Genomic DNA, 23,614 nt, shown 5'->3' on the forward strand with positions numbered 1-23,614 from the left:
GAGACGGACGGCCCCACTGCCACAGGAATGTCAACTTAGGCTACCCTCCCCTAACTGAGGCAGACCTTACCTGGAGGGGTGCGTGAAGCGAAACTGGGAAGCGCTGGTGCTGAAGGCGATGGGCGGCCGCGAGTTCCGGCTCACCGTGCTCGGCACCGAGTCCGTCGGCGAGCACTACCGCCGGCTGCGCATGGACGGCGGCGGGCTGCTGGAGGCGTGCGGCGTGCACCCGACCATGTGGGCGCGGCTCTGGTTCGACAACGACGGCAAGCCGCACCAGCGCGCGTACACCCTGGTCGACCCCGACCCGGCGACCGGCCGGTTCGACCTGGAGTTCGCCATCCACGACGGGTGCGCCGCCCGCTGGGCCGCCGCCGCGCAGGTCGGCGACACCATCGAGGCCACCGTGCAGGGCACCGCGTTCAGCCTGCCCGACCCCGCTCCGCGCCACCTCTACCTGGTCGGCGACGCGGCCTCGCTCCCGGCGGTGAACAGCCTGCTCGCCTCGGCTCCCGACGTCCCGGCGACGGTCTGGCTGGAGTACGCCCACGAGGGCGAGAAGGCGCTGGCGCCGCGCACCCAGGGGCCGCACGACGTGAACTGGGTGCCGCGCCGCGACGACGGCAGGCACCTGGTCGAGACCGTCTGCGCGGCCCTGCCCGCCGCCAGGGACGCCCACTACTGGGTGGCCTGCGAGGCGGCCAGCACCCGGGGCATCACCAAGCACGTGCGGCGGAACCTGGGCGTCGGCAAGCACCAGCTCACCTCGCTGGCCTACTGGAGCGCCCGGTGAGGGGTCGGCTGGGCACGCTCGCCGCGCTCTACGTCACCCAGTACCTCGGCATCGGCTTCATCACCGTCGGGCTGACCGCCATCCTGCGCGACGGCGGCACCTCCCTGGACACGCTCGCGCTGCTGCAGTTCGTCGGCCTGGTCTGGCCGATCAAGTTCCTCTGGGCGCCGATCCTCGACCGGTACGGCTCGCGCCGCCGGGGCCACTACCGGTCCTGGCTGCTGGTGCTCCAGGGCGGGCTGGTGCTGGCCCTGCTGGCGCTGCTGCCGTTCGACCGCCCGGCCGCGCAGCTCGGCCCGGTCGTCGCGATCTGCGTCGCGTACGTCTTCCTCTCGGCGACGCAGGACATCGCCGTCGACGCCGTCGCCGTCCGGCTGCTCTCCGAGCGGTCCCGGGGGACCGGCAACGGTATCCAGGTCGCCGCGAGCTACGTCGGCAACCTGCTCGGCGGCGGCGCCTGCGTCGTGGTCTACGACCGGTTCGGCTGGGTGCCGGCCGTCCTGCTGCTCGCCGGGCTGACCGCCGTCGGCCTGCTGGTCGTGTGGCGGTTCCGGGAGCCCGCCCGCACGGACCGCGTCGTCAGCGCCGGCCAGGCGTACCGGGCGCTGCTCTCCGTGCTCGGCCAGCCCGGCTGCCGCCGATGGACCTTCGGGGTGGTGCCGCTGGTCTACATCGGAGCCGGGGCGACGTACGCCCTGGTGACGCCGGCCCTGGTCGACGCGGGCTGGTCGCTGGGACGCGTCGGCGTGGTGACCGGCGTGGTGACCAGCCTGCCGGCGATCGTGGCCGGCCTGGTCGGCGGCGCCGCGGTCGGCCGCTTCGGGCGCGGCGGCGTGCTCGTCGCCGGCGGCGTGGCCCTCGGGCTGTCCACGGCGATGCTGCTGCCGCTGATGAACGGCCGGGCCCCGCTGGGCGGGACGGTCGCGGCGCTCTGCTGCTTCATGGCCGCGTACACCGTCGCCAACGTCGTGCTCTACACGGTCAACATGGACTACTCGCGCCCCGGCACCGGCGGCACGGACTTCACGGTGCTGTCGTCGTTCGGCCTGGTCTGCTCCTTCGTCGCCGCCTCCATCGCGCTGGCCGCCGCCGACCTGGTCGGCTACCCGGCGGTCGCGGTGGCCTCCGTGGTCCTGGTGGCGGCCGGCGTGGCGCTGGGCGTCGGGCACCAGCGGCGGTTCCGCCGCCCGTCCGAAGTGGCGCCCGAGGGGCGGCCGCTGGCGCCGGTGCCGGGCTGAGCGGCACCCGCGAAACGCGCAACAACTTTGACACAAGCTTAGGTTAGGGTACCCTAACTTGCGCACAGAACCGGATTGCGGGCGGAGAGTGACGTCCGACGTCCCGTCGCCGCCCACCGTCCATCCCCGAACGTTGAGGACCCGTATGAGCCTGCCCGGATCCACCGTCCAGGCGCCTTCGACCGGGGTGACCCCCGGGTCCGACGGCGCCCGCGCCCACCTGTTCAACGCCGGTTCGATCGAGGACTATCGGCGCGTGCTGGCCGACGGCATCGACCGGGTGGCCGCCCGGGTCTTGAGCGCGGACCGGCCGTTCACGGGTGTGACGCCGGACGAGCTGGCGCCGCGGATCGCGGGCATCGACCTGGACCGGCCGCTGGGGGAGGCCGGCGCGGCGCTCGACGAGCTGCACGACGTCTACCTGCGCGACGCCGTCTACTTCCACCACCCCCGCTACCTGGCGCACCTCAACTGCCCGGTGGTGATCCCGGCGTTGCTCGGCGAGGCGGTGCTCAGCGCCGTCAACTCGTCGCTGGACACCTGGGACCAGAGCGCCGGGGGCACGCTGATCGAGCGCCGGCTGATCGACTGGACCACCGACCGGATCGGCCTCGGTCCGGCCGCCGACGGCGTCTTCACCAGCGGCGGCACCCAGTCCAACCTCCAGGCGATGCTGCTGGCCCGCGAGGAGACCTGCGCGAGCCTGGTCGGCCGGGCGACCGAGCGGCCGTCACGCCCGGAGCTGTTCTCCCGGTTGCGCATCATCACCTCGGCGGCCGGGCACTTCAGCGTGCAGAAGGCGGCCAAGCTGCTCGGACTCGGCGCGGACGCCGTGGTCACCGTGCCCACCGACGCCGAGCGGCGGATGCGGACCACCGAGCTGGCCCGGGAGATCGACCGGTGCCGGGCGGAGGGACTGGTGGTGATGGCGGTGGTCGCCACCGCCGGCACCACCGACTTCGGCACGATCGACCCGCTGCCGCAGATCGCCGACATCTGCACCGCCGCCGGCGTCTGGCTGCACGTGGACGCGGCGTACGGCTGCGGGCTGCTGGTGTCGCCGACCCGCCGGCACCTGCTCCACGGCATCGAACGGGCCGACTCGGTCACCGTCGACTACCACAAGTCCTTCTTCCAGCCGGTCAGCTCCAGCGCCCTGCTGGTGCGCGACCGGCGGTCGCTGCGGCACGCCACCTGGCACGCCGACTACCTCAACCCGGCCCGGATGGTCGAGCAGCGCATCCCCAACCAGGTCGACAAGAGCATCCAGACCACCCGCCGCTTCGACGCGCTGAAGCTCTGGCTGACCCTGCGCATCATGGGGCCGGACGCGATCGGCGCGCTCTTCGACGAGGTGGTGGACCGCGCCGCCGAAGCCTGGAAGCTGCTCACCGACGACCCGCGTTTCGAGGTGGTGACCCGCTCGCAGCTGAGCACCGTGGTCTTCCGCTACCTGCCGCCCGGCGCCGGCCGGGGCGTCGTCGACGACGCCAACCTTTACGCCCGGGAGGCGCTGGCGGCGTCCGGCGCCGGGCTCGTCGCCGGGACCAAGGTCGACGGCGCGCACTACCTCAAGTTCACCCTGCTCAACCCCGAGACCACGCTGGACGACATCGCCCACGTGCTCGACCTCATCGCCGAACACGCCGCGTGGTACGCGCAGACCAGGGCCACCGCCGAGTTGTCCTGCCCCGTCGGCTGACGATCCGCCCCTCGCTCTGGAGAACCACATGTCGACGCACGACTTCATCGCCGTCGGGCTGGGCCCGTACAACCTGGGCCTCGCGTGCCTGACCGAGCCGATCGACGACCTCGACGGCCTCTTCCTCGAGGCGCGGGACAGCTTCAGCTGGCATCCCGGGATGCTGCTGGAGTCGACCCGGTTGCAGACCCCGTTCATCGCCGACCTGGTCACCCTCGCCGACCCCACCTCCCCGTACTCCTTCCTCAGCTACCTGAAGGAGTCCGGACGGCTCTACCCGTTCTACATCCGGGAGAGCTTCTTCCCGCTGCGCAGCGAGTACGACGACTACTGCCGCTGGGCCGCCGGCAGGCTGCGCGGTGTCCGCTTCGGCCAGCGGGTCACCGCCGTCGGGTTCGACCCGGCCGACGAGCACTACACGGTGCGGGCGACGCTGACGGCCACGGGGGAGTCGGTCACCTACCGGGCCCGGCACCTCGTGCTCGGCACCGGCACCCCGCCGCACCTGCCCCCCGCCTGCCGGGGCCTCGGCGGCGACGCCATCCACAACTCCCAGTACCTCGCCAACCGGGCCGCGCTGCGCGCGAAGCGGAGCATCACGGTGGTCGGCAGCGGGCAGAGCGCGGCCGAGATCTACCACGACCTGCTCGGCGACGTCGACACCTGCGGCTACCAGCTGAACTGGGTCACCCGCTCGCCCCGCTTCTTCCCGCTCGAGTACACCAAGCTCACCCTCGAGATCACCTCGCCGGACTACGTGGACTACTTCCACGCCCTGCCGGAGACCACCCGCTACCGGCTGGAGTCCGAGCAGAAAGGGCTCTTCAAGGGCATCAACGCCGATCTGATCAACGACATCTACGACCTGCTCTACGCCAAGAGCATCGGCGGGCCGGTGGACACCCGCCTGCTGACCAACACCGCCCTGACCAGCGCCGCCCACGACGAGGCGAGCGGCACGTACACGCTGGGGCTGCGCAACGTCGAGCAGGAGCGCGACTTCACCCTGGACACCGAGGGGCTCGTGCTGGCCACCGGCTACCACTACCAGGTCCCGGAGTTCCTGGAGCCGGTACGCGACCGGATCCGCTGGGACGAGCACGGCCGCTTCGACGTGGCCCGCAACTACAGCATCGACCACACCGGCCGGGGCATCTTCCTGCAGAACGCCGGCACCCACACGCACAGCATCACCTCGCCGGACCTGGGCATGGGCCCGTACCGCAACTCGTGGATCATCCGCGAGCTGCTGGGCCGCGAGCACTACCCGATCGAGAAGCGCATCGCCTTCCAGGAGTTCGGCGTCCCGGCCGGGGCCGCGTCGTGACCGAGGTGGTCCACCGCCGGGTCGACGACCGGCTCGGGGAGTTCGCCCTGCGTACCCTCGACCCGGACGGCGACGCCGCGCTGCTGCACCGCTGGGTGACCCACCCGAAGGCGGCGTTCTGGCTCATGCAGGACGCCGACGTGGAGCGGGTCGCCGAGGAGTACCGGCGGATCGCCGCGCACCCGCACCACGACGCGTTCCTGGGCCTGCACGCCGGCCGGCCGGCGTTCCTCGCCGAGCGGTACGACCCCGCCCACGTCGAGCTCGTCGGCCTCCACGACGCGGCCGAGGGCGACGTCGGCATGCACTTCCTCTGCGCGCCCGCGGACGCACCGGTGCACGGCTTCACCCGGGCGGTGATCACCACCGTGATGGCGTGGCTCTTCGCCGACCCGGCCACCCGGCGGGTCGTGGTGGAGCCCGACGTACGCAACACGGCGGTGCACGCCCTGAACGCGGCCGTCGGCTTCACCGTCGTCGGTCCGATCCGCAAGCCCGAGAAGGACGCGCTGCTCAGCGTCTGCACCCGTGACCAGTTCGCCGCCGCAACCCGAGGAGACGTGCCCGCGTGAACCCGCTCGCATCCGTGGCCCACCTGACGCCCGCGAACTGGGCCCACGCCAACCGGCTGCTGGTCCGCAAGGCGCTGGCCGAGTTCGCCCACGAACGCCTGCTCACGCCCGAGCCGCTCGACGCCGACCCGGCGGCGCCCGCGACGGGGCCGCGGCGGTACCAGGTCCGCGGCGACGACGGCGAGGTCGTCTACCGGTTCACCGCGAGCCTGCTGGCCCTGGACCACTGGCGGATCGACGCCGACAGCGTCACCCGCCACCGCGGCGACACCGAACTGCCGCTGGACGCCCTGGAGTTCTGCCTGGACCTGCGGGGCGCACTCGGGCTCACCGACCAGATCCTCCCCGTCTACCTGGAGGAGATCAGCTCCACCCTGGCCAGCACCGCGTACAAGCTGGACCGGCCGGCGCCGAGCGCCGCCGAGCTCGCGCGGGCGGACTTCCAGACCATCGAGACCCAGATGACCGAGGGCCACCCGGGCTTCGTCGCCAACAACGGCCGCATCGGCTTCGGCATCGACGAGTACCGCGCGTACGCTCCGGAGACCGGCCAGCCGGTGCGGCTGGTCTGGGTGGCGGGGCACCGCGACCGGACGACCTTCACCTGCGCCGACGACCTCGACTACGACACCCTGATCCGCGCGGAGCTCGGCGCCGACACGCTCGCCGGCTTCACGGACACCCTGACCGGGCTGGGCCTCGACCCGGCCGACTACCTGCTCATCCCGGTGCACCCGTGGCAGTGGTGGAACAGGATCTCCGTCACGTTCGCCGCCGAGGTGGCGCAGCGCCGGCTGGTCTGCCTCGGCCCCGGCCCCGACGAGTATCTCGCCCAGCAGTCGATCCGCACCTTCTTCAACGTCACCGACCCGTCCCGGCACTACGTCAAGACGGCGCTGTCCGTGCTGAACATGGGCTTCATGCGGGGGTTGTCGGCCGCGTACATGGAGGCCACCCCGGCCATCAACGAGTGGCTCGCCGAGCTGATCGACGGCGACGACGTGCTGAAGCGCACCGGGCTCACGATCATCCGTGAGCGGGCCGCCGTCGGGTACCGGCACCTGGAGTACGAGGCGGCGACCGACCGGTACTCCCCGTACCGCAAGATGCTGGCCGCCCTCTGGCGGGAGAGCCCGGTGCCGGCGCTGGAGCCGGGGCGGCGGCTGGCCACCATGGCGTCGCTGCTGCACACCGACCGGGAGGGCCGCTCGTTGGCCGCCGCGCTGATCGCGCAGTCGGGGCTGGCGCCGCGGGTGTGGCTGCGCCGCTACCTCGACGCCTACCTGACCCCGCTGCTGCACAGCTTCTACGCTTACGACCTGGCCTTCATGCCGCACGGCGAGAACGTCATCCTCGTGCTGGACGGCGCGACGGTGGAGCGGGCGGTCTTCAAGGACATCGCCGAGGAGATCGTGGTGATGGACCCGGACGCGGACCTGCCGCCGCAGGTCCGGCGGATCAGGGCCGAGGTGCCGGAGGACATGAAGCTGCTGTCAATCTTCACCGACGTCTTCGACGGCTTCCTGCGCTACCTCAGCGCCCTCCTCGTCACCGAGGACGTCCTGGACGAGGACGCCTTCTGGCGGACGGTCGCCGAGTGCGCGGCCGACTACGCCGACAGCGTCCCGCACCTGGCCGAGCGGCTGCGGCGCTACGACCTGTTCGCCCCCGAGTTCGCGCTCTCCTGCCTGAACCGGCTCCAGCTGCGCAACAACCAGCAGATGGTCGACCTCGCCGACCCGTCGGCCGCGCTGCAACTGGTCGGCACCCTGACCAACCCCCTCGCCCGCTTCGCCCCGGCCCGATGACGGCCACGACGGTCACGCCGGCCGCCGGGGCACCGGCCGGCGGCGTCGACGCCCGGCTACGGGGCCGGTGGCTGATCCTCGCGGTGCTCTGCCTCGCCCAGGTCACCGTGGTGCTCGACAACACGGTGCTGACGGTCGCGATCCCGGTGCTCACGACCGAGCTATCCGCCAGCACCGCCGACGTCCAGTGGATGATCAACGCGTACGCGCTGGTGCAGTGCGGACTGCTGCTCACCGCGGGCAGCGCGGCCGACCGGTACGGCCGCCGGCGGATGCTGCTGGCGGGACTCGTGCTGTTCGGGCTCGGATCGCTGGCGGCGGGGCTCGCCCAGTCCAGCGGCCAGCTGATCGCGGCACGGGCCGGCATGGGGATCGGCGGCGCGTTCCTGGTCACCGCCACCCTCGCGGTGGCGATGCAGATCTTCGACGACGCCGAGCGGTCGCGTGCGATCGGCCTCTGGGCCGCGGCGAGCGCGCTGGGCTTCGCGGCCGGGCCGCCCTTCGGCGGGCTCGTCCTCGCCCACCTTCCGTGGGGGGCGATCTTCCTGGTCAACGTCCCGATCGTGCTGGCCTGCCTGGCGGCGGCGTGGGCGCTGGTGCCGGAGTCGCGCCGGCCGGCCGGCGGGCGCCTCGACCTGGGCGGGGTGCTGCTCTCCACCGGTGGCCTCACCGCGGTCGTCTACGCGATCATCGCCGGGCCGGAGCGGGGCTGGGGCTCCACCCCCGTGCTCGGCGCGGCGGTCGCCGGGGTGCTCCTGCTCGCCGCCTTCGTGGCCTGGGAGCGGCGGGTCGCCGACCCCATGCTCGACATGCACTTCTTCCGCAACCCCCGCTTCGTGGGCGCGGTGTCCGGGGTCGTCCTGATCACTTTCGGCGCGACCGGCGCGCTCTTCCTGCTGACCCAGCACCTGCAGTTCGTGCGCGGCTACTCGGCCTGGGAGGCGGGGCTGCGGATGATGCCGTTCGCGCTCTCCATCGTCCTGCTCAACGTGGGCGGCGTCGCCGCGCGGGTGATCCGCCGGATCGGCCTGCCCTGGTCGATCGCCCTCGGCATGACGCTGCTCGCCGGCGGCCTCGCCCTGATCACCCACGCCCCGTCGGACAGCTACGGGGTGCTGCTGCCGGGTCTGCTGGTGATGGGCGCCGGCTGCGCCGTGGCCAACCCGGCCATCGTCGAGGCCGTGATGAGCGCGATCCCGCCGGAGAAGGCCGGGGCCGGGGCCGGCGTGGACGGCACCATGACGGAGGTCGGCAGCAGCCTCGGCGTCGCCGTGCTGGGCGCGATCCTCAACGCCCGCTTCGCCGCCCTGCTGCCCACCGCGGTGGCCGGCGCCGGGTCGTTCCCCGCCGCGCTGGCCGCCGCGCGCGGCGAGCCGGAGCGCGCGGCCGTCTCCGCGGCGTTCCGCGCCGCGCTGGAGACCGGCCAGACGTTCGGCGCGGTGGCCGTCTTCGCGGGCGGCTGCGTCGCCGCCGCGCTGCTGCTGCGCGCCGAGCGAGCCGGCTGAGGCCGGACCGTCCGACCTGCGCTGACGGTTGTCGGGGACGACGCCGTCTGGCGCGCTCGCGCCCGGTGGCACCCGCCGCCCGTGCCACCGACCGTGAATTGTGGACGGTGGCGTCGCCCGGTCACGATGCCGTGGTGCGTGAGGGGTCGCAGGTGAGCCGGGCGGTGCGGGTGCCAGGCAGGAACGCCAACTCGGGCACACCGTCATCCGGCTCATCCGCGACAGCCTCCACTGCCCGACGACCACCCGCGCACCTGGCGCGGGCCACGACCCCGGCTTCTCGGGGATGGTCCTGGACGGAGGGGACTTCGGCGCCGACCGACCGGCGTCAGGCCCGGCGCAGCGCCCGCAGCGCGCCGGCCCAGGCGACCACCTCGTCCAGCATGGTCCCGACGGCCTGCTCGTGCTGGGGCGCCGGGCGGAAGTCGCGGAAGTTGGCGAAGTCGGTCACCAGCGAGAGCGCGACCTGCGAGCGTACGTCGGCGACGCCGACCTGACCGAGTACCAGCCGCAGGTGCTCCGCGGCCCGCGTCCCGCCGTGTACGCCGTAGCTGACCAGGCCGGCGGACTTGTTGCGCCACTCCTCGAAGAGGAAGTCGACGGCGTCTTTGAGCGCGCCCGGGATCGAGTGGTTGTACTCCGGGGTGACGAAGACGAAGCCGTCGAATCCGGCGACGGTCGCCGCCCACCGGCGTACGGCGGGGCGCCTCGACGGGGCCATCGACGGCGGCATCACCTCGTCGAAGTGCGGCAGGTCGTAGCCGGCGATGTCGACCAGTTCGGCGGAGACGTCGCCCCGCTTGGCGGCGACGTCGGTCACCCAGCGGGCCACGGCGTCGGCCTTGCGGCCGGGCCGCGTGCTTCCGGCGATGACACCGATCCTGACCATGGTTGATCTCCTTCGAGGGGTGGGACGGAACGACCGGGCGGCGACGCGTCGGTCAGGCCACGGGCCAGCTCCACCGCGCCGTGCAGGGACGACGACGCGCCGAGGGCGGCGGCGCGCACCGGCGGCGCCGGCCGCCCGGGACGGCCGGCGGACCGGGCCCGCTCGGCGACGAGCGGCACGAAGCCGGGCAGGTTGGCAGCGAACCCGCCGCCCACGATCGCCACCGCCGGGTCCAGCAGTTCGCCGAGGCTCACCACCGCCGCCGCCAGCGCCCGGCAGCTCGCGTCGACCGCCGCCACCGCCCAGGGCCGGCTCTCGTCGAGCCCTGCCCGCAGGTCGTCGAAGCTTACCTTCCCGCCGTCGCGACCGGCGGCGGCGCGGCGCAGGGTGGCGGGGCCGGAAGCGATCGACTGGAGACAGCCGAGCCGGCCGCAGTCGCAGCGTTCGCCGTCGAGGGCGACGACCATGTGACCGATCTCGGCGGAGGACCGGCCGGGCACCGACCGCCCGGACAACACCACCCCGCCGCCGATCCCGGTACCGACGCCCAGGTAGACCACGTCGGCCGCGCCGGCGCGCCGGGCCTCGGCCAGCGCGGCGAGGTCACCGTCGTCGGCGACGGCGGTCGCCGCGTCCGGGAAGAGCCGGCGCAACGAGCCGGCGAGGTCCAGCCCCGCCCAGCCGGGCCGCCCGGGCCAGGTGGTGACGGTGCCCGCCGGGTCCGTGGTCGCCGGCATCGCCACGCCGACCGCGCCCACCGGCCCCCACGCGTCGCGCAGCCGGTCCACCTCGGTGGCCAGCGCGGCCAGGTCCGCGGCCGGGTCCGCGTCGCGCGGCCAGCGGAAGGTCCGGTCGTACGCCGGTCGCCCGGGCGCCTCCGCGCGCAGCGCCACCTTGGTGCCGCCGATGTCGACACCCAGCACGCCGTCGCCGTGCTGTGGACCGGACACGCCCGGCCTCAGCCCTGCCGCACGTGCAGGACCACGAGCGCGAGGGCGGCCACGGCGAAGATCACCGGCGTCAGGGTCACCCCGACCGGGTCCTTCGCCCGGGCGTGGTAGACCACCGCGCCCACCATCTGCAGGGCGACACCGATCGCCGCCGCGATGCCCAGCGGCGGCCAGAGCAGGCCGAGCAGCAGGCCGGCGACCGCGGCGAGTTCGAGCACGCCGAGCAGGCGCGTCAGCCCGGGCGAGACGCCGAGATGGTCCATCCGCTCGCGCATCTGGGCCTGCCCGGTGAGCTTCGGCACGGCGGTGCCCAGGAAGACCGCGGCGAGGACGAGGGTCAGGACGAGGATCGGAATGTGCACGTGAGGTCCTTCGGGAAGAGGCGGGACGTGCGGACGACCGTACCGCTGCCGCGGCGGCGCCGGGCGCGCCGGACGGCGAGGTCTCCGGTCGTCACCGGACGGTCGCGACGAGGGCGCGGGCGGCCAGCCGGTAACCCAGCGACCCGAGCCCGACGATGAGGCCGCTGGCCAGCGGGGCGATCACCGAGTCGTGCCGGAAGCTCTCCCGGGCCCAGACGTTGGACAGGTGCACCTCGATGAAGGGGCGCGGGTAGTTGGCCAGCGCGTCGCGCAGGCTCCAGCCCGCGATCATCAGGGCGCCCGGGTTGACGATGGCGCCCACCGTGTCGTAGTTCTCCTGGATCGCGCGGATCAGGGCGCCCTCGCAGTCGTGTTGCTCGGCCACCACCCGCCAGCCCCGCCCCGCGATCTCCTCGTCGACCGCGCGTTCGATGTCCTCCAGCGTGTCGGTGCCGTAGATCTCCGGCTCCCGTCGGCCGAGGATGCCCAGGTTCGGGCCGTTCAGCAGCAGCACGTCCGACACGCTTCACCTCGCTGGGCGCGGCCCTGTCCCGACAAGGCCCGATGACTGGTCCACGCAGTCTTACTACGCCCGCGGCGCCGGGCGAACCGGCGGCGGCCGCGGCACGGGCGGACTAAGGGGTGCCTAGGGGCTGTTAGGGGCGGTGACCGTGCGTCCGGGTCGGTTACCGTCCTCCCTGCTGAAACGACGCTGCCGGCTCCAACGGGAGTGTCACCTACCTCGAACCGGCCATCCGGCGCCCCGGTGTGCCCGGACCGCGTACCGGCGGTCCCGGGCCGTCCCGGCCGATGGTCCGGCGAAGCCCCTGGTCTGCCCGAGTTGGGAAGTGGGAAGTCATGAGTGGTCAGCCCTCGACGGTGTCGGAGTTCCCCGAGTGGCCGCAGTTCGGCGACGAGGAGCGGACCGGACTGATCCGCGCGCTCGAACAGGGCCAGTGGTGGCGGATGGGCGGCAGCGAGGTTGACACCTTCGAGCGGGAGTTCGGCGACTACCACGGCACGCCCCACGCGCTCGCCGTCACCAACGGCACCCACGCCCTGGAGGTCGCGCTGGAGGTGCTCGGCGTCGGGCCGGGCACCGAGGTGATCGTACCGGCCTTCACGTTCATCTCCTCCTCGCTGGCCGCCCAGCGCCTCGGCGCGGTCGCCGTGCCGGTCGACGTCGACCCGGGCACCTACTGCATCGACCCGGCCGCCGTCGAGGCCGCGATCACCCCCCGCACCAAGGTCGTCATGCCGGTGCACATGGCCGGTCAGTTCGCCGACATGGACGCGCTGGACAAGCTCACCGCCGACGCCGGCGTGGCGCTGCTGCAGGACGCGGCGCACGCCCACGGCGCGCAGTGGCAGGGCAGGCGGGCCGGCGCGCTCGGCTCGGTGGCCGCGTTCAGCTTCCAGAACGGCAAGCTGATGACCGCCGGCGAGGGCGGGGCGGTCGTCTTCCCCGACGAGGAGCTGCGCGAGCGGGCGTTCCTCGTGCACAGCTGCGGGCGGCCCCGCACCGACCGGGACTACCTGCACGGCACCACCGGCTCGAACTACCGGATGGGCGAGTTCACCGCCGCCGTGCTGCGCGCCCAGCTGTCCCGGCTGGACGCCCAGATCGCGCTACGCGAGCAGCGCTGGCCGCTGCTGTCGAGCCTGCTCGCCGAGATCCCCGGCGTGGTTCCGCAGGCCACCGACCCCCGCACCGACCGCAACCCGCACTACATGGCGATGTTCCGCGTTCCCGGGATCACCATCGAGCGCCGCCGCGAAGTGGTGGACGCGCTCATCGCCCGGGGCGTCCCGGCCTTCGTGGCGTTCCGCGCGATCTACCGGTGCGAGGGCTTCTGGAAGGCCGGTGCCCCCGACGAGTCGGTCGAGGCGATCGCTGCCCGCTGCCCCAACGTCGAGCAGATCCACTCCGACTGCGTCTGGCTGCACCACCGCACCCTGCTCGGCACGGAGCAGCAGATGCACGACATCGCCGCCGTGCTCGCCGACGTCCTCGCCGGATGACGGCCCTGCCCCCGGCCGCCGCGCCCGACCGCCCGGTGCGGGTCGCGGTGGCCGGCCTCGGGTGGGCCGGACGGGAGATCTGGCTGCCCCGCCTCGCCGCGCATCCGCGCTTCGAGGTGACCGCCGTGGTCGACCCGGAGCCCGGCGTCCGCGACCGGGCCCGCGGGGCCCACCACGTCGCGTCCGCGTACGCCGACGTCGACGACCTGCCGGGCGGAGCGGTCGACCTGGTGGTGGTCGCCGTACCGAACCACCTGCACGCCGACGTCGCCGTCCGGCTGCTGCGCCGGAGCGTACCGGTGTTCCTGGAGAAGCCGGTCTGCCTGACCTCCGCCGAGGCGACCCTGCTGGCCGACGCCGAACGCGACGGTGGCGCGGTGCTGCTCGCCGGCAGCGCCGCCCGCTACCGGGCCGACGTCCGGGCGCTGGCCGCGGTGGCCGGCGAGCTGGGCCCGATCCGGCACGTCGACGTGGCCTGGGTCCGCGCCCGGGGGGTGCCCGACGCGGGCGGCTGGTTCACCCGCCGTGACCTCTCCGGCGGGGGAGCGCTGGTGGACCTCGGCTGGCACCTGCTCGACACGGTGCTGCCGATGCTCGGCCCGACCGGGGTCACCCACGCCATCGGCAGCGTCTCCGACGACTTCGTCAACGACAGCGCCGCCCACGCCGCCTGGCGCAGCGACGCCGGTGCCGGTGGCCGTGACCGCGGTGACGTCGAGGACACCGCGCGGGGCTTCCTGCTCACCGCCGACGGGGCCTCGGTCGCCCTGCACGCCTGCTGGGCCTCGCACGAGTCGCTGGACCGCACCACCGTGACCGTGCACGGCGCCGCCGGGTCGGCGACGCTGCGCTGCACGTTCGGCTTCAGCCCCAACCGGGAGCCCACGCCGGTGCTGACCCGCACCCGCGACGGCGAGACCGTCCGGCTCCCGCTGCCCGAGGAGCCGGTCGGCGCCGAGTACGACCGCCAGCTCGACGCCCTGCCGGGGTTGCTCGCCGACCCGGCCGGCCGGGGCGCGGCCGTCGCCGAGGCCCGCCGGACCATCGACATCATCGAACGGATCTACCAGTCCGCCCGGCCCACCCGGCCGGAGCGGCAGCACGCGCTGGCGGGCCATCGCGACCGGTGAGAACCACCGTCGGCCCCACTCGCTTCCGGGAGCAGCCATGAGCCATCCATCGTCCACGGTCGACGTGACCGCGCCGTCGCCGGCCCGCGGCCCGATCCGCGCGGTCGTGTTCGACCTCGACGGCGTCATCGTCGACAGCTCGGCCGTCATGCGGGAGGCGTTCAGCATCGCGTACGCCGAGGTGGTGGGCGACGGGCCGGCGCCGTTCGAGGAGTACAACCGGCACATGGGCCGGTACTTCCCGGACATCATGCGCCTGATGGGGCTGCCGCTGGAGATGGAGGAGCCGTTCGTCCGGGAGAGCTACCGGATGGCGCACCTGGTGCCGCTCTTCCCCGGCGTCCGGGAGACCCTGGAGACGCTGCACTCCCGGGGGATCCGGATGGCGATCGCCACCGGCAAGAGCGGCCCCCGGGCCCGCTCCCTGCTGGACACGCTCGGCGTGCTGGGCCTCTTCGACCAGGTGATCGGCTCCGACGAGGTGACCCGCCCGAAGCCCGCCCCGGACATCGTGCTCCAGGCGCTCGGGCACCTCGACGTGCCGCCGGGACAGGCGATGATGGTCGGCGACGCGGTCATCGACCTGCTCAGCGGCCGGGACGCCGGGGCGACCGCCGTCGCCACCACCTGGCACGGCGGGGACGTCGCCGCGCTGCTCGCCGCCGGGCCCGACCTGGTCCTGCACGCCCCGACGGACCTGCTCGCGCACTGCCCCGCAGCCCTCGTCCACTGACCCGCACCGGCCGTCCGAGACCCGCACCGCACCGCCCCGCCCGCTGTCGCCCGGACACGCACGGCCCGGAGCCGGTCGTCTTCGACAGCGAGCACGCCGCGCTGGGTGCCCTCGACCTCGCGGCGGTCACCCGGGCGTCTCGCACCGAGCGTCCGGACCCGCCGCTACGGATCATCTCGCAGGGGCCGGACCTGCCCCTGGCCACCACCGGACTCGTGGAACGGGCGGAGGATGCGGCAGGCCGATCGCTCCCTCTCAGCGCGCCTCGTCGGCGGCCTCGGGTCCGGCTTCCAGGAAGCGGAGCATGCCGGTGGCCAGCATCTCGGCGACGGGGGCCGGGACCAGGTCGGTGCGGACGGTGACGCGCAGGAGCGCGCCCCCGTCACCGGGCAGCACCTCGGCGAGACAGGCACCCGACCACTCCCGGGCGTACGGCTCGACGACCTCTTCGGTCCGGCAGCCGGGCAGTTCGAGTGGCAGGACGAGGTTGTCCTGGTAGGCGAAGGAGGGCAGGCTGTTGGCCACCTCGCGGGACATGCCGAGGACCGGGTCGGTGGTCATCTCCAGGAAGGAGACGTCCTGGGCGGCCATCAGCCCGTCCACCGTGTGCTGGACCGCTCGGATCAGGTTCTTCTCCGGCCCGTCGAACCGGACCCGCAGACAGTTGGAGCTGATCCTGCTCGTGAAGGTGGAGTCGAGGATCCGGCTGCCACGCTGGGCGACGATCATCAGCATCGCGATGTCGTCCTGCCGGTGGATGGTGCGCAACGCGGAGGCGTAGGCGGCGGCGAAGTAGGTGGAGCGGCTGAACCGGTGTTCACGGGCGGCCCGGTCCCAGCGGTCCAGCACGTCGGCGGAGACGGTGACGGCGTGCCCGGTCTTCGGGCCCCAGGTCGGGGTCTGCTCCAGGAGCGACTGGGGCCGGCCCTCGCCCTGGCGGGCGAGTCCGCGTAGCTGCTCGCGCCAGTAGGCCCGCTGCGCGTCGAGGTCGGCGGCATCCCGCAGGCGGGTGTGCTCGTCATGGAACTGGCGCAGCGTGGGTGCGGAGCGGTCCCACCCGGGTGCCTGGCCGGCCAGGCGGGCGGTGTAGGCGTGGCTGAGGTCGCGCACGAGCAGCGCGTGTGACCATCCGTCGAAGGCGATGTGGTGGATGCCGACGCCGAACAGGACCCGCTTCGTGGACTTGTCACGGATCAGGGCGGCCCGCCAGTTGCGGCCCTGGGTGTAGTCCAGCGGCTGCTGCACCGCATCGGCGAGTTGGTCGAGCGCCTCCTGTTCGCTCGTGGCATCGGTGAGCAGCCGGAGTGTGGGCATGCCCGGGTTCGGCGGGACGATGGCCACGGGCGGGTCCACCCGCCGGTAGCGGGCGTACAACGCCTCGTGCCGCCGGTGCACGTCGCCGAGCGCCGCCATCAGCGCGCGGAGGTCCAGTTCGCCCTCGATCCACCAGGTGGTCGGGCAGACCAGGTCGAAGGGGAGCCAGACGAACTTGCCGACCGACAGGGTCAGCGGGACGGGCCTGGCCGGGCCGGGGCGTCCGGTGACGGGCGGTTCCGGTTCGGCCGTGGGGCGGCGGGGCGCGGTGGTGAGCCAGTGGGCCAGGCCGTGCGGCGTGGGCGTGCGGTGGATCTGCGAGACGGGTACGACGACGTCGGCGGCTTCGTCGATGGCGGCGGCGACCGCGGCGGACTGTAGGGAGGTGCCGCCGAGGTCGAAGAAGCTGTCGCGGGTGCCGATGCCCTCGATACCCAGCACGGTGGCGAACACGCCCGTGACCAGTCGTTCCTCGTCGGTTGCGGGTGCGACGTGGTCCACGTCGAGGTCGGGGCGCCGGTTACCGGGTTCCGGTAACGCCCGGCGGTCGATCTTCCCGGTGCCGCCGACCGGGAACCTGTCGAGGACCATGATCACGGCCGGGACCATGTACGAGGGCAGGGCGGTCGCGGCGTGTGCCCGTAGTTCGCTCACGGTCGGTGTCCGGCCGTCCCGGCCGGTCACATAGCCCGCCAACCGGGCGACACCCTGGTCTTCCCGGCGGACGACCACGGCCGTGCCGACGTCGGGGTGCTGTTCGAGGACGGCTTCGATCTCGCCGAGTTCGATGCGGATACCGTTGATCTTGACCTGGTGGTCCATGCGGGCGAGGATCTCCAGGGCCCCGGTGGCGTTCCACCGGCCCAGGTCGCCGGTGCGGTAGGCGATCCCGCCGGCGTAGGGGTCGGTGACGAACCGTTCTGCGGTCAGCTCGGGTCGGCGCAGGTAGCTGTCGGCGACGCCCTTGCCGGTGATGAGGATCTCGCCGGGGACCCCCATGGGGACGAGATTCAACTGCGCGTCGACGACGAGGATCTGCCGGTTGGGCATGGGCCAACCGATCGGCACGTACGCGCCGCCCCAGCCGGCTCTGGCGTCGTACCAGGTGCAGGCGACGGACGCCTCGGCCGGGCCGTAGGCGTTGATCAGCCGGGCACCGGCGGCCAGCCAGCGTTGGGCCATGCGGGGCGGGATGGGTTCCCCGGCGAGGGTCACGCACGACATGCTCGGGCAGTCGGCGGGGTCGACCGCCGCGAGGTTGGTGGGCGGGCAGAACGCGTGGCTGGTCTGCTCCTGGGCGATCAGCTCCGTCAACCGGCGGGCGTCGAGCAGGTCGTCGCGGGAACAGATCACGACGCGGGCGCCCGAGGTCAGCGCGGTGTAGATCTCGCCCAGGGCCACGTCGAAGACGGGGGCGCAGCAGTGCAGCATCCGGCTGTCCGGACCGACCTCGCACTCCTCGCGCATCCAGCTCAGGAAGTTCGTCAACATCGCGTGGGTCAACACCACGCCCTTCGGCTTGCCCGTCGATCCCGACGTGTAGATCACGAACGCCGGCCCGGAGGCGTCCACCACCGGCAGGTCGACCGGTCCGGTCGCCTCCACCGTGGACCACTCGTCGTCCAGGGCGATCACCCGTACGCCGTCGGGCCGGGGGACGCGTGCGGCGACCTCGCCGACGGTGAGCACGACCCGGGCGCCGTGGTCGGCCAGGAGCATCCGCATCCGCTCCGCCGGCCACGACACGTCCATCGGTGTGTACGCCGCCCCCGCCCGCAGCACCGCCAGGGTGGCGACGAGGGTCCACACGCTGCGGTCCAGCGCCAGCGACACCACGTCCCCGATGCCGACGCCGGCCGAGCGAAGGTGTCGGGCCAGCAGTTCCGACCGCCGTGCCAGTTGCCCGTACGTGACGACCTCGCCGCCGGCGACGCCCGCGACCGCTTCCGGTGTCCGGCGTGCCCACGCCAGCACCAGGTCGTGGATCGGCGCGTCCGGCACCGGCCGGACCGGGCCCCGTCCCCACGCGAGCAGCCGGTCGCGATCGGCCGCACCCAGCAACGGCAACCCCGACAGCGGGATCTCGGGCTCCCGCGCCCCGGCCGACGCCAGCAGCTCGGTCTGGTTCAGCAGACCGCGCACCCAGTCCGCGGAGAAGGCCTCCGCCGCGTAGTCCACCCGCAGCCCGGACCCGTCCGAGGCCACGGTCAACACCAGGTCGACGTCCACCAACTCCGGGCCCACCTCGGCGACCGGGCCGTCCGCGATGCCCACCACGACCGGCCCCGGCAGACCCGTTCCCACCACCGGCGTGGTCCACGCCGCACCCACCCGGCTGACCAGCTCACCGAACGCCGGATCGTCCAGGACACCCACGCGGACCACCGACCCGCCCCCCGACAGGCTCAGCGCCACCTCGGCCTGACCGGTGTACCGGGCCAGCACTCCGACGAGGCCGGCCAGCAGCACCACACCGGCCGGCTCCAGGCCCGTCGGGTCGGGTAGCTCCAGCGTCCGCGACTGCGACGCCGCCCGGGCCGGCCACACCAACGGTCGCCGCAGGTCCGCCATCAGGTCGAGGGCCTCGATGTCGGTGCCGGACCCGGCGACACCCACGGCCCCGGACTCACGATCAACGATCCCGGAAGACATCAGCGAACCTCCGATCAGGGCCGGCGTCACCTGTACGGGTACGGCCGGTCAGCAAAACAGGAACTCCGTGGACGCGACCGTCCGCGCGCACGGCAGGGGGAACCCAGGGTTCAACCAACGGTGGCGGCCACCGCGGGTCCGGCCTCGAGGAACCGCAGCATGTGGCCGTTCAGCTCCTCCGCGAAGCTGTACGGCAGGTAGTCGGTACGGATGGTGACACGCAGCAGAGCATGGTCGGCGCGGGGCAGCACCTCGACCGTGAGGCCGTTGGGGACCTCGCGGGCGTACGGCTCGACGACCTCCTCGGTCCGGCAGCCGGGCAGTTCCAGCGGAAGGACGACGTTGTCCTGGTAGACGAAGGTCGGCAGGCTGGCGACCACCTCGCTGGGGATCCCGGCGGTGGGGTCGTCGGCGATCTCGGCGAAGGGGACGTCCTGGGCCCGCATGAGGTCGCTGACGGTCTCGTTGACCCGGAGGACGAGCCCGCCGTCCTCGGGTCCGTCGAACCGGACCCGGACGCAGTTGAGGTTGAGCCGGGTGGTGAAGGCGCAGTCGAGGACGCGGCTGCCCCGTTTCGCCACGACCATCAGCAGGCCGATGTCGTCCTGCTGGTGCACGGCGCGCAGCGCGGCGGCGAATGCGGCGACGAAGCAACTGGACCGGCTGAACCGCTGCTCCCTCGCCGCGTCGTCCCAGCGGTGCATGGTCTCGGGGCCGACGGTGACGATGTGACCGGCCTTCGGTCCCCACGCCAGCGCCTGCTCGAGCGACGCCGTGGGCTGGCCGTGACCCTGACGGGGCAGCCCGCGTAGCTGGTCGCGCCAGTATGCCCGCTGGCTCGCCAGGTCGGCGGCGTCGCGCAGCCGGGTGTGTTCGTCGTACGACTGCCGCAGCGTCGTCGCCGGCCGTTCCCAGACGGGGGCGGCGCCGCGGAGCCGGGCGGTGTAGGCGTGGCTGAGGTCGCGGACGAGAAGCGAGTGTGACCATCCGTCGAAGGCGATGTGGTGGATGCCGACGCCGAACAGGATCCGGTTGCTGGACTTCTCGCGGATGAGGGCGGCGCGCCAGTTGTGGCCCTGGGTGTAGTCGAGCGGTTGCTGGACGGCTTCGGCGAGTTGGTCCAGCGCCTGCTGTTCGCTGGTGGCGTCGGTGAGCAGTCGCAGCTGGGGAAGGCCGGGCTTCGGCGGGATGATGGCGACTGGGGGGTTGACGCGACGGTAGCGGGCGTGCAGCGCCTCGTGTCGGCGGTGCACGTCGCCCAGGGCGGCCATCAACGCTCGCAGGTCCAGCTCACCCTCCACCCACCAGGTGACCGGGTTGACGACCTCCAGCGGCGACATCAGGCACTTCGCCACCTGCTGCGCGAGCGGAATTGGGCCGGGACGCTGGCCGGTCCGACCGGCGGTCGACCCGGTCCCGGTGCGGCGGGGCGCGGTGGTGAGCCAGTGGGCCAGTTCGCGCGGGGTGGGGGTGCGGTGGATCTGCGACACGGGCACGACCACGTCCGTGGCCTCGTCGATGCGCGTGGCGACGGTCGCCGACTGCAACGACGTGCCACCCAGGGCGAAGAAGCTGTCGCGCGTGCCGACCCGGTCGACGCCGAGGACGGTCGCGAACACTCCGGCGACCAGGCGTTCGGAGTTCGTCGCCGGCTCGACGAACTCCACGCCGAGTTCGGGACGCTGTGAGCCGGGCTCGGGTAGCGCTCGGCGATCGAGCTTTCCGGTGCCTCCGGTGGGGAACCGGTCGAGGGTCATGATGACGGCGGGCACCATGTAGGACGGGAGCACGGCTGCGGCGTATTCCCGCAGCTCAGCGGCGGCGGGGGTGCGGCCGTCGCGGCCCGTGACGTAGCCGACGAGGCGGGCGGCGCCCCGGTGCTCGCGGCGGACGACGACCGCGGCGCTCACGTCGGGGTGCCGGGTGAGGACGCTTTCGACCTCGCCGAGTTCGATGCGGATGCCGTTGACCTTGACCTGGTGGTCCATGCGGCCCAGGATCTCCAGGGCTCCGGCGGCGTTCCACCGCCCGATGTCGCCGGTGCGGTAGGCGAGCCCGCCGCCGTACGGATCGGTGACGAATCGTCGTGCGGTCAGGTCGGGGCGGTTGAGGTAGCCGTCGGCGACGCCGAAGCCGGTGATGAGGATTTCGCCCGGCAGACCCATGGGCACGAGGTTGAGGGCCGGGTCGACGACGCGGATCTGCCGGTTCGGCATGGGCCACCCGATCGGCACGTACGGGCCGTTCCAGCCGACCGACGCGTCGAACCAGGTGCACGCCACCGCGGCCTCCGCCGGCCCGTACGCGTTGACCAGCCGGGTGCCGGCGGTCAGCCACCGGTGCGCCAGGTGGGGCGGGACCGGCTCCCCGGCGAGGGTCACGCACGACATGCTCGGGCAGTCGGCGGGGTCGACCGCGGCGAGGTTGGTGGGTGGGCAGAAGGCGTGGGTCACCTGTTCCTTGGCGATCAGGTCGGAGAGCCGGCGGGCGTCGAGCAGGTCGTCGCGGGAACACACCACGACCCGGGCGCCGCTGGTGAGGGCGGTGAAGATTTCACCCAACGCCACATCGAACACCGGCGCGCAGCAGTGCAGCATGCGACTGTCGGGCCCGATGGCGCACTCGTCGGTCATCCACACCAGGAAGTTCGTCAATTTCTCGTGCGTCAGCACGACACCCTTCGGCGTACCCGTCGAGCCCGACGTGTAGATCACGAACGCCGGCGCGTCAGCCGGCACCACCGGGAGGCCCACCGGCTCGCACGCCCGCACCGCCGACCAGTCGTCATCCAACGCCACCACCGGTACCCCGTCTCCAGCCGGAATCCGGGGCGCCACCGCACCGACGGTCAACACCACCCGCGCGCCGTGGTCGGCCAACAGCACCCGCATCCGCTCCGCCGGCCACGACACGTCCATCGGTGTATACGCCGCGCCCGACCGCAGCACGCCCATCGTGGCGATCAACGACCACAACCCACGCTCCAACGCCAGCGACACCACGTCACCGGGCCGCACACCCAGCGACCGCAGATACACCGCCAGCGCACCCGACCGACGATCCAGCTCCCCGTACGTCAGCACCTCACCGTCGGCGACACCCGCCACGGCCTCCGGCGTGCGCCGCGCCCACCGAAGCACCAACTCGTGGATCGGCTGACCCGACACCTCACGCACCGGGCCGCGACCCCACCCCAACAACCGCTCCCGCTCCGCATCCCCCACCAACGGCAACCCCGACAGGCCAACCCCCGGCTCCGCCAGGCCGGCGGAGACCAGCACCACGATCTGAGCCAGCAGGCTCCGCACCCACTGGGCCGAGAACGCCTCCGCCGCGTAGTCCACTCGTACCGCCGACCCGTCCGAGGCCACACTCACCGCCAGGTCGACGTCCACCATCGCCGGCCCCGCGTCGGCCACCGAAGCGTCCACCAGCCCCAGCGCCACCGGGCCCACCGGCTCCCGGCCCACCGCCACCGGCGCCCTCAGCGCCGAACCCACCCGCGCCACCAACTCGGCGAAACCCGGATCTCCCGTCACCTCCACCCGCAGCGCCGAACCGCCGCCACCCGACGGCAGGCCCACCACCACCTCCTGCTGGGCCGTCCAGCGGGCCAGGACCGCCACGAGCCCCGCCACCACGACGTCGCCGGCCGGACCGCCGGCCGGCAGCCAGGAGGGCAGCACCCGGTGCACCGAGGCGGCCCGGGCCGGCCACACCGTCGGCCGGCGCAGGTCGCCCACCAGGTCCAGGGTCCCGGCGTCAACCGCACCGTCCACGCTCCGGGCACCATCGAACCCGACAGACATCAGCTCAACCTCCGATCGAAAGGGGGCGACCGGAAGGCACGCGGCCGCAACGGCCGGTCGGCCGCGGTGCCGTCCGCCGGACGGCTCGCTGTGACGGGGGGTGTGGCGGGCGCGGAGCCCCGACATCGTCCACGTGGATCACGGGCCGCTGTCTCCGCGAGGCGCACCCCGTCGTGCCGCACGCGGTTCGTGGGCCGTGCGGGTGGCGACGGAGGGCGGTTGCCGAGCGGCCCCGCCGGCCCGTCGTGGACCCGGTACGGTGCCACCGGGCGAATTCCGGTCGGTTCGCAGGGGCGGTTCGCCGGGCGCGCGGCCCTGTCGTGTGGCCGGTGCGCGGGAACCGCCGTGCGACCAGGACGGGGTCACCGTCCGGATCCCGGGTCGCGGCCTCGTCGTTGATCGAAAAGAGCAGGCCGGTGCCCGACCCGATCACCGGCACCTCCCGTCCATCCGTGCGCCGCACACCCACAACCGTCCCCGATCCGGTGCGATTGAAGGGAACGACGAACCGATGGGGCCCGACCCTACGAAGCCCGGCGGAGTGGCGTACACCCCTAGAGAAACGCACGTCGACCCCTATTGCGTCAGGCGGAGATCCCGGGCCGCGGGCGGCCGAGGGCCCGCCCGGAGCATCGGCCGGCCCGGGTCCCGTCCCGCATCGTCGGCGGCGGATCGCCCGTGTGTGCTGCCCAGGGCGGTGTCCAGCCCGGAACGCTGATCCTGATCTCGGCCGGATACGCCAACTTCCCTGCGAAAGCGCATGGCGCTATATCTTTTCTATAGCGGCCGGTAGGTACCCTCCGAGAGG

At 73.2% G+C, this 23,614-nt stretch carries 15 protein-coding genes and 1 pseudogene; 10 read left to right on the top strand and 6 right to left on the bottom strand.

The window, feature by feature from the left end; translation table 11 throughout:
- The first annotated feature begins 82 nt into the window (after nucleotides 1–82).
- The 7 genes from V6V16_RS10695 to V6V16_RS10725 all read left to right on the top strand — a co-directional run bounded on the left by V6V16_RS10695 (nucleotide 83) and on the right by V6V16_RS10725 (nucleotide 8,945).
- Nucleotides 83–793, top strand: coding sequence for a siderophore-interacting protein (locus V6V16_RS10695; RefSeq protein WP_334561752.1), 711 nt, complete (start codon nucleotides 83–85; stop codon nucleotides 791–793).
- Complete coding sequence (locus tag V6V16_RS10700; protein WP_334561753.1) at nucleotides 790–2,031, top strand: MFS transporter; 1,242 nt, start codon at nucleotides 790–792, stop codon at nucleotides 2,029–2,031. The genes V6V16_RS10695 and V6V16_RS10700 overlap by 4 nt, the downstream gene beginning before the upstream one ends.
- 145 nt (nucleotides 2,032–2,176) lie before the next feature.
- Entirely contained in the window at nucleotides 2,177–3,733 is a 1,557-nt protein-coding gene (locus tag V6V16_RS10705) for a pyridoxal phosphate-dependent decarboxylase family protein (protein ID WP_334561755.1), read from the top strand.
- 28 nt (nucleotides 3,734–3,761) lie between these two features.
- Nucleotides 3,762–5,060 carry a lysine N(6)-hydroxylase/L-ornithine N(5)-oxygenase family protein gene (locus tag V6V16_RS10710; RefSeq protein ID WP_334561757.1) on the top strand — a complete coding sequence of 433 codons (1,299 nt, stop codon included), beginning with the start codon at nucleotides 3,762–3,764 and terminating at the stop codon, nucleotides 5,058–5,060.
- 5 nt (nucleotides 5,061–5,065) lie between these two features.
- The gene (locus tag V6V16_RS10715) at nucleotides 5,066–5,632 is read left to right on the top strand and encodes a GNAT family N-acetyltransferase (RefSeq protein WP_334561783.1); all 567 of its coding nucleotides are present in this window, start codon (nucleotides 5,066–5,068) and stop codon (nucleotides 5,630–5,632) included.
- A complete protein-coding gene (locus V6V16_RS10720; protein ID WP_334561758.1) occupies nucleotides 5,629–7,440 on the top strand; it encodes an IucA/IucC family protein in 1,812 nt (603 codons plus the stop codon). Before V6V16_RS10715 ends, V6V16_RS10720 begins: the two co-directional genes overlap by 4 nt.
- The gene (locus V6V16_RS10725; protein WP_334561759.1) at nucleotides 7,437–8,945 is read left to right on the top strand and encodes an MFS transporter; all 1,509 of its coding nucleotides are present in this window, start codon (nucleotides 7,437–7,439) and stop codon (nucleotides 8,943–8,945) included. The genes V6V16_RS10720 and V6V16_RS10725 overlap by 4 nt, the downstream gene beginning before the upstream one ends.
- Before the next feature lie 328 nt (nucleotides 8,946–9,273).
- Here V6V16_RS10725 and V6V16_RS10730 read toward each other — a convergent pair whose 3' ends face one another.
- The 4 genes and pseudogenes from V6V16_RS10730 to V6V16_RS10745 form a co-directional block, all read right to left on the bottom strand.
- Entirely contained in the window at nucleotides 9,274–9,834 is a 561-nt protein-coding gene (locus tag V6V16_RS10730; protein ID WP_334561761.1) for an NADPH-dependent FMN reductase, read from the bottom strand.
- 41 nt (nucleotides 9,835–9,875) lie between these two features.
- Nucleotides 9,876–10,784 (bottom strand): annotated as a pseudogene (locus tag V6V16_RS10735) (ROK family protein); the annotation flags it as partial.
- Nucleotides 10,785–10,792: 8 nt separating this feature from the next.
- Entirely contained in the window at nucleotides 10,793–11,146 is a 354-nt protein-coding gene (locus V6V16_RS10740; RefSeq protein WP_334561762.1) for a DoxX family protein, read from the bottom strand.
- A 91-nt stretch (nucleotides 11,147–11,237) separates the two neighbouring features.
- Nucleotides 11,238–11,669: a type II 3-dehydroquinate dehydratase gene (locus tag V6V16_RS10745; protein ID WP_334561763.1), complete on the bottom strand. Its 432-nt coding sequence runs from the start codon at nucleotides 11,667–11,669 to the stop codon at nucleotides 11,238–11,240.
- 335 nt (nucleotides 11,670–12,004) lie between these two features.
- Here V6V16_RS10745 and V6V16_RS10750 point away from each other — a divergent pair, with 335 nt between their 5' ends.
- Genes V6V16_RS10750 through V6V16_RS10760 form a run of 3 tightly spaced genes read left to right on the top strand, consistent with a single transcriptional unit; the run spans nucleotide 12,005 to nucleotide 15,031 of the window.
- Nucleotides 12,005–13,168 carry a DegT/DnrJ/EryC1/StrS family aminotransferase gene (locus tag V6V16_RS10750; RefSeq protein WP_334561764.1) on the top strand — a complete coding sequence of 388 codons (1,164 nt, stop codon included), beginning with the start codon at nucleotides 12,005–12,007 and terminating at the stop codon, nucleotides 13,166–13,168.
- Nucleotides 13,165–14,298: a Gfo/Idh/MocA family protein gene (locus V6V16_RS10755; protein WP_334561765.1), complete on the top strand. Its 1,134-nt coding sequence runs from the start codon at nucleotides 13,165–13,167 to the stop codon at nucleotides 14,296–14,298. The genes V6V16_RS10750 and V6V16_RS10755 overlap by 4 nt, the downstream gene beginning before the upstream one ends.
- A 37-nt stretch (nucleotides 14,299–14,335) precedes the next feature.
- Nucleotides 14,336–15,031: an HAD-IA family hydrolase gene (locus V6V16_RS10760; protein WP_334561766.1), complete on the top strand. Its 696-nt coding sequence runs from the start codon at nucleotides 14,336–14,338 to the stop codon at nucleotides 15,029–15,031.
- A gap of 255 nt (nucleotides 15,032–15,286) precedes the next feature.
- Here the strand turns inward: V6V16_RS10760 and V6V16_RS10765 are convergent, their stop codons facing one another.
- Complete coding sequence (locus V6V16_RS10765; RefSeq protein WP_334561767.1) at nucleotides 15,287–18,997, bottom strand: non-ribosomal peptide synthetase; 3,711 nt, start codon at nucleotides 18,995–18,997, stop codon at nucleotides 15,287–15,289.
- A 110-nt stretch (nucleotides 18,998–19,107) separates the two neighbouring features.
- On the bottom strand, nucleotides 19,108–22,776 hold the full coding sequence (locus V6V16_RS10770) for a non-ribosomal peptide synthetase (RefSeq protein ID WP_334561769.1): 3,669 nt from the start codon (nucleotides 22,774–22,776) through the stop codon (nucleotides 19,108–19,110).
- Nucleotides 22,777–23,614: the final 838 nt, after the last annotated feature.

Source organism: Micromonospora sp. CPCC 205561 (genome assembly GCF_036906775.1).
GTDB lineage: Bacteria > Actinomycetota > Actinomycetes > Mycobacteriales > Micromonosporaceae > Micromonospora.